The sequence below is a fragment of the Corynebacterium tuscaniense genome (assembly GCF_008693065.1).
Lineage (GTDB): Bacteria > Actinomycetota > Actinomycetes > Mycobacteriales > Mycobacteriaceae > Corynebacterium > Corynebacterium tuscaniense.
The window spans coordinates 1-663 of sequence record NZ_VXKH01000166.1 but is presented as its reverse complement, the minus strand read 5'-3'; the positions used below and the strand labels follow the sequence as shown (position 1 = coordinate 663).

Sequence of the window (663 nt, the reverse complement as noted above, 5' to 3'; positions counted from 1 at the left end):
CTTGGATTCTTCTGGATCGAAGGCATAGTTCGCGGACTGATCCTTATAGCCAATAGCCGTCTTGGCCAGGATCGACGTGCCCTTGGGGTAGGAATCAGAAAAGAGGGTGTCCAGGATGTTATCGCGGTCAATAGCGTGGATGATGGCCTGGCGCACGCGCTTATCTTCCAAGAGTGGATGGCGGAAGTGGAAGTGGAAGCTATTATTCACGCCACGGGTGGGCGCGGCGAAAATCTGCAGGTTTTGATCCTTCAGGTGCTTCTCATCGGGAGCTTCGATCTGACGCGCGACATCGGACTGGCCGGCTACAAGCGAGCCCACGCGCACGGAGTCTTCGGCCGCGAGCACGATATTGATGCCCTCAATATCGGCCGGGCCCTGGTGGTCCTTGCGGGCCGGAGGCGCCCAGTCATAATCCTCGCGCTTCTTGAGCACCAGCTTGGTGCCCAGCTCTTCTTCCTCAATGACGAAGGGGCCAGAACCGGAAATCGCGGTGGCATTTCCCGGCGCGAAGCCGGTGTCATCCAAATCCAGGGTGGCATTAGAAAGCAGGCCCTGGTTCATCACGGAGGTGGACTGCGGGAAACCTGGGGAAGGCTCGCTGAAGTAGAACTTCACCGTGTAGTCGTCGATGACCTCGGACTTTTCATAGTTGGGCAGCTG

Annotated in this window: 1 protein-coding gene; it reads right to left on the bottom strand. The window is 57.9% G+C overall.

The window, feature by feature from the left end; translation table 11 throughout:
- On the bottom strand, positions 1–663 hold a 663-nt coding region (locus F4V54_RS11080), incomplete at both ends, for an ABC transporter substrate-binding protein (protein WP_249041305.1).